This window comes from Edaphobacter sp. (genome assembly GCF_035532915.1).
GTDB lineage: Bacteria > Acidobacteriota > Terriglobia > Terriglobales > Acidobacteriaceae > Edaphobacter.
Genome location: NZ_DATKQC010000016.1, coordinates 1 through 5,673, shown reverse-complemented (window position 1 = coordinate 5,673; position 5,673 = coordinate 1). Strand labels below are relative to the sequence as shown.

Below are 5,673 nucleotides of genomic sequence, written 5' to 3'. Positions count from 1 at the left end.
CGTCGCCAACACGGTCGTATAGGGAGAGAGGTTGGGATCCACCTCCACCGGGTAGTATCGCGTGCCGACGAAAGAAATTTCCTTTGCATTCTTCAGCATGAATTTGTAGGTTCGGCGGGCCATGCAATTCCTCCTTGCGGCGCTCAGTAAGGGGCGGACCAATCACGAATCATGAACGACGCCATCCTGCCGCCCAACCAACAGGAGGGTCGCAATCGCAAATGCGGCCAGACAAATTTGTTGTGCGTGGCGGCGAAAGATAGGCCGAAGAGGTTGCAGAGCCGAGCAGTCAAAAGACACAAATACACAGGCCGCATAAGCGGCAAAAAGCAATGTGGATGGTCTGAACTTTCATCGAGAGTAGCAAACATTTTGGGCGCACAGAACAAAAAATTGCGCCAACCCAGCAAAAAATGAGGCGGATGCACCATGCTCGCTATCATCTGAAGCTGCACCAGCGATAGGGACACACGTTCACCTCCGATCATGCGCCGAGACGGCCGAACGAGATGGTCCGCAGCCGGATGATTTTGAAGCGATGCTTCTGCAATTGGATTGCGCCGCAGCTTAGGAGGAGGCGGCTCACTGTGATAATTTGAATCAAGGTGAGAGCGCGTAGCTCAGTTGGTAGAGCAACGCCCTTTTAAGGCGTGGGTCCTGGGTTCGAGTCCCAGCGCGCTCACCAGATAACTCAAATAACATCAGCTAGATACCAAGGTAAGGCCACTTCTTCTGGAGTGGCCTTTTCTACGTGGTGTCAGTTCTGGTGTCAGTTGGTCTGACACTCTGGCGATCCTTTCAATTGCCGAGGCTGTGTGCTCTGGCGCCAGATGCGCGTAGCGAATAGTCATCGCCATTGACTTGTGGCCCGCCAATTCCATCACCGTCCGCAGATCGACGCCTGCCATGACCAGCCTAGAGATGAAGGTGTGGCGGCATGTGTGCCATGTGACCTCTTTCAGTTTGGATTCGGCGATGACATCTTCAAACCAGGTGCGCGGGATTTTTATCCTGACTGGTTTTTTCTGTGCGTCTTTCCGTGAAGTCAGAAACACATACGCAGTCCCCTTCGGGGCAGCAGCCTTCAGCCGCTCGAATGTGGCGAGAGCAGTGGAGTTGAGCGGGATATGACGGTCACTACCGTTCTTGGTCCTATCGAGGTGAATCATCTTCAGAGTGAAGTCGACCTGGGACCATTCAAGGGTGAACTGCTCCGATAGGCGCATGCCTGTATGCAGGCGATCCGGAAGGAATCAAGATGATGCGGGAACATCTTGTCGACCAATACGACTTGAGTCGGATGGGATCGTCGATATCCCGGGTGGGAATGCCGCCGCGCAGATGGCCGTCGATGTCCTGTAAATCTTCCGGTTCAGTGCTGTCGATGTAGCGCGGCAGGTTGAGATTGTAATCGTTCTTGGGGTTTGCAATCTCCTCCACCGGCACCATGCGCGCGTAGCGTGGATCGGTCTCATCCTGACGCGTGAGGATGTCCACGATGCGATGAATGTCCTGCTCGCGGAGCCGGTTTTTCGGCCCATCCTTCATGAAGCCTTTGGAGGCATCGATCATGAAGATGCCCTTGCGGGCGGTGGCGTTCTCTTTATCGAGTACGAGAATGCACGCCGGAATGCCGGTGCCATAAAAGAGATTAGCCGGAAGGCCGATGATGGCCTTGAGGTAGCCGGACAGTACGAGCTGCTGGCGGATGACGGCCTCAGCATTGCCTCGGAAGAGAACCCCATGTGGCAGAATGCAGGCGGCCTTGCCGGTGCCTTTCATCGAGCGGATGATGTGCAGTAGGTACGCGTAGTCACCCTGCTTTTTGGGCGGCACGCCCCAGGCAAATCGCTGGTAGCGGTCCTTCTCCGGAATTAGGCCGGTAGACCAGGTCTTATCGGAGAAAGGCGGATTGGCGACGACATAGTCGTAGGTGCGGAGTTTTTCGCCGTCTTTGAACTTGGGATCGGACAGCGTGTTGCCCGAGAGAATGTTCGCGGTCGGAAAATCATGCAGGATCGTGTTCATGCGCGCGAGACCGGCAGTGGTCACATCCCTTTCTTGCCCTTCGAGCGTGATGCGCCGCCCGGCCGCAGCCGCGACCTTGAGCAGCAGCGAACCCGAACCGCATGTCGGGTCATAGGCGGTTGTTGAGGCTTTGGTGTTCGCGGGAGAAATCCCTATGGCTTTCGCCATGATGCGGCTGACTTCTGAAGGCGTGTAAAACTGGCCTTTGCTCTTGCCGCTCTCGGTGGCAAAGTGCCGCATCAGGAATTCATAGGCGTCGCCTAGAATGTCGTCGTGCTCAGCGCGGTTTTTCGAGAAGTCCAGCTCCGGCTTCTGAAAGATGGCGATAAGGTTGGAGAGACGCTCTACCTTTGCAGGGCCCTCGCCGAGCTTGTTCGGATCGTTGAAGTCGGGGAAGTCGCTACGGGCCAGCCGCGAATTGGCGTCGATGAGCGGCTGGATGACCTGCGTGTTGATCTTGTTGCCGATGTCGCTGTTGCCCTTGAGGGCGACCATATCTTTGAAGCTGGCGCCCTTCGGAATCACGACCGGAGGCGCGAAATCTTCCGAATTTCCGTATTTGTCGGAGATGTATTTGATGAACAGCATGAACAGGACGTAGTCCTTGTACTGGCTGACATCCATGCCGCCGCGCAGTTCATCGCAAGAGGCCCAGAGAGATGTATAGAGATCAGATTTTTTGATTGCCATAACTCAACGTTGTTTGGCCCGACAATCTGCGCACAAGATCAGGGCAGTATTGCCACAGACTGCGCGTGGTTCACCGCGTCCGGGACATCGCAGATTGTCGCCGTAAACAGAACCAAGCATAAACCTTCCAGAGGCGGGAGAGCGGTAATTTCTGGAAAGGCATGATGGACATTCGTCGGTCCCACTCGATCACCAGGGGAAGCGGATCACCGTTTCCAGATCTGGAACGGTCAAATAGATCCGTTCCGCGGCCCTCAATCGCATCCTCGTCCAGACATCAATGATCTCAACAACCACGCTTTGAAAGAGCGATGTAAATTTCTCAGAGACACGTTGTTAAACCCTTCCGTGCTGACCATGACATACCAACGGGGAATATATATAAAAGCGGACGACGATGGTGCATGTTGGACACTCTCTTTACTGCAAGAACAATCGCGGATGCTGCCCATGAATCGAGTAAGCGCGAACGCGATGCAAGAGAGATAAACGGACTCTAGATAGCAGCATCTTCCTCACCGAGCACTTCCTCGGATGGCAGTGCATCGGCTTCAACTCGCCCTTTTAGTTGATCGGACCATCTCGTGGAGCTTAAGGTACAGGCGCGGGTAAACCACCGGCAGCTCACGTTTGCGAATTTGCGCCGCTTGCCCGTCCCACAGTTTCGCAGAGGGAGGCACGACGAGAGGGAGGCACGCGCTTCAGCATGAAATGAGGCAGCTCGTAAGCCAGCACCGAAGAGAGTGGAAGGTTTTTGCCGAAGGAGCGGGTCCACAGCCTTTATCGTGGCTTGTGCGCGCAGGGATGCTATCGCGCAAGCGAAAGGAGAACGATCGAGAGAAAACGATTCATAGCAACTGTGGCTCCGTGGTCCATAACCGGCAGCAGAGGTAAACATCAAACCGCATCGGCGGCCCGGATGAGGCTGAGGTAATGCTCGGGACTGTCCAATCCTGTGCCCTCACTTTCAATTTTGAAAAGATGTTGCAGTCCTGCGGCTTCATAGGCGGCCCGCGCCGACTCGTAAGCTTTTTCCGCCGCGGCCACAGATACCGTATTCTTCATGGCGTCCATGGGATAAATGAGGGTCAACGGGCGCCCGGCGATCGCAGCCGCAACTTGCGGAATATCGAAATGCAAGAGGACATCCGGAACAAAAACGTCAGCGCCATACTTATAGCGGTCCACCTGAGTGAGTGATCGATAAGAAAGAAGGCTCTGCACGGAGATCAAGCTACGAATCCGTGGGTCCAGGGCCGCGGCATAGAGACACCACAACCCCCCCATGCCTTTGCCAATCACGTGCAGATGGTTCGCGTCGGCGCCTTGACGACCAGTGACGTAGTCGACGCTTCGTACGACATCCTGCACACGCATCCCCAATAGCGACTGATCCATAAACCAGGCCATGTACGCCATGCCAGTTTCTAGATCGAATAGCTGTCCAAATTCATTGCAGGAGTCCGAGGCGGGATGAAGCGGCCGGGTATTACCGATACCACGGACCTCCACCGCCACAACAAGATTGCCTTCTCGCACCAATGTGTCGAGCACGCTATGCGTCAGTCCCGATCCTTCCTCCCCTTCGAATTCCATTCCGTCCGGTTCAATGCCTTCATCGCTGACGTAGAGAATGGTAGGCAAAACACCGGGCTTATCATCGGGAATAAAAACCCATGCAGGAATGTAAATTCCCGGTTCCGAGAGGAACTGGATCTTCTCGATCCGATAGCCCTCGCGGGGTGTCGTAACGATGTGTCGAACATCCAGAGGCTGGTCGGATTTCCGGAAGTGCAACAGCTTGCGAATTTCCGCGCCGATTTCATCCCGATATGTTTCGCGTTCGGCAGACGTTTTCGGTACCGGGCGGCCGGGAGGAAGTTGCGCCTGCTTTTGCAAAATCAGCGAGTACACCGTTTGTCGCTTCCCCGAGTAGCGAATCGAGCCATCCGGCGTGCAATACAGGCTTTCGGGAGATTCGGTCGCAAAAACTGGTTCGATCGAGGGTCCTTTGCGGTTGTAGAACCATCGGCTGAACCAATCGGTTGTCGCCAGTCTCAATTTGGGGGTCCACGCGTGCGGGTCATCCGATGGGACCGTGGCAAATTTCTCCAATGCACCGAGTCGCCGATAACGGTCCTGGACGGCCTGCGCGGCCTTTTCAAACGCTGGAGTGTACTGTTCTGTTGCCGTAAGAACCGGCCTTGGAGCAATGGCGGTATGAAGGTCGAACTCGTCGATGCCGTAGAGCGCCGAAGGAAAAAGGTTCTGCTCGACGTCCGAAGGCCCGATCGGCTCCCACGGCACAACCTTCATCGGCCATCTATTGACCATTCCTCCTTCGATAATGGCGGCGCATCGAATCCTCTCATCGACCACGCTTACGAATGTGGTCATTGATCCCCCTCCGGAGTGTCCCGCGCACCCAATCCGTTTGGGGTCCACCTCCGGCAGTGTTAACAGGTAGTCGACGGCCCTTATCGCGTCCCACACGCGATACTCCGTCAGGTTTTCTCCCAGCAGCAATTGCAATTGCCCGGGCATCGAATGCTCGTAGGTCGGAGATGGCATTTCGTCGACATTTGTTTTCGGATTCCAGAACTGGCGGCGCTCGCCTTGGCCGATAGGGTCATACGCGAGCACCACAAACCCGCTTTTCACCAGGGTGAGGTAAGCGCTTTGGTATTGAGGTAGCATCCGGGCCAGCGGGTAGTGTCCGCATGGTGAGACGATTGCCGGAAAAGGGCCGCTGCCGGTGGTTGGTACGTAGATGTTGCCTGTCACCCAGAAATCCGGACGGCTCTGAAACATGACGTTCTCAACCCGATATCCGTCCCTTTGCATGGTTTTGACGACAACCGGTCCCAGAGGATTCTTCGCGGGAAAGCCGCGCAACATCTGCACCACTTTCTCCCGGACGAACGCATTCCGCGCTTCCAAGTCTGCAGTTGTCTG

General features: G+C 55.5%; 3 protein-coding genes and 1 tRNA gene. 1 reads left to right on the top strand and 3 read right to left on the bottom strand.

The window, feature by feature from the left end; all coding sequences use genetic code 11:
* The first annotated feature begins 609 nt into the window (after positions 1 to 609).
* Positions 610 to 685, top strand: a tRNA-Lys gene (locus tag VMU57_RS00785).
* 16 nt (positions 686 to 701) lie between these two features.
* On the opposite strand, the gene VMU57_RS00780 is transcribed toward VMU57_RS00785, so the two are convergent.
* The 3 genes from VMU57_RS00780 to VMU57_RS00770 form a co-directional block, all read right to left on the bottom strand.
* The gene (locus VMU57_RS00780) at positions 702 to 1,226 is read right to left on the bottom strand and encodes a site-specific integrase (RefSeq protein WP_325379783.1); all 525 of its coding nucleotides are present in this window, start codon (positions 1,224 to 1,226) and stop codon (positions 702 to 704) included.
* On the bottom strand, positions 1,198 to 2,718 hold the full coding sequence (locus VMU57_RS00775; RefSeq protein WP_325379781.1) for a class I SAM-dependent DNA methyltransferase: 1,521 nt from the start codon (positions 2,716 to 2,718) through the stop codon (positions 1,198 to 1,200). The genes VMU57_RS00780 and VMU57_RS00775 overlap by 29 nt, the downstream gene beginning before the upstream one ends.
* Positions 2,719 to 3,615: 897 nt before the next feature.
* Complete coding sequence (locus tag VMU57_RS00770) at positions 3,616 to 5,562, bottom strand: acetylxylan esterase (protein WP_325379785.1); 1,947 nt, start codon at positions 5,560 to 5,562, stop codon at positions 3,616 to 3,618.
* Positions 5,563 to 5,673 lie beyond the last annotated feature (111 nt).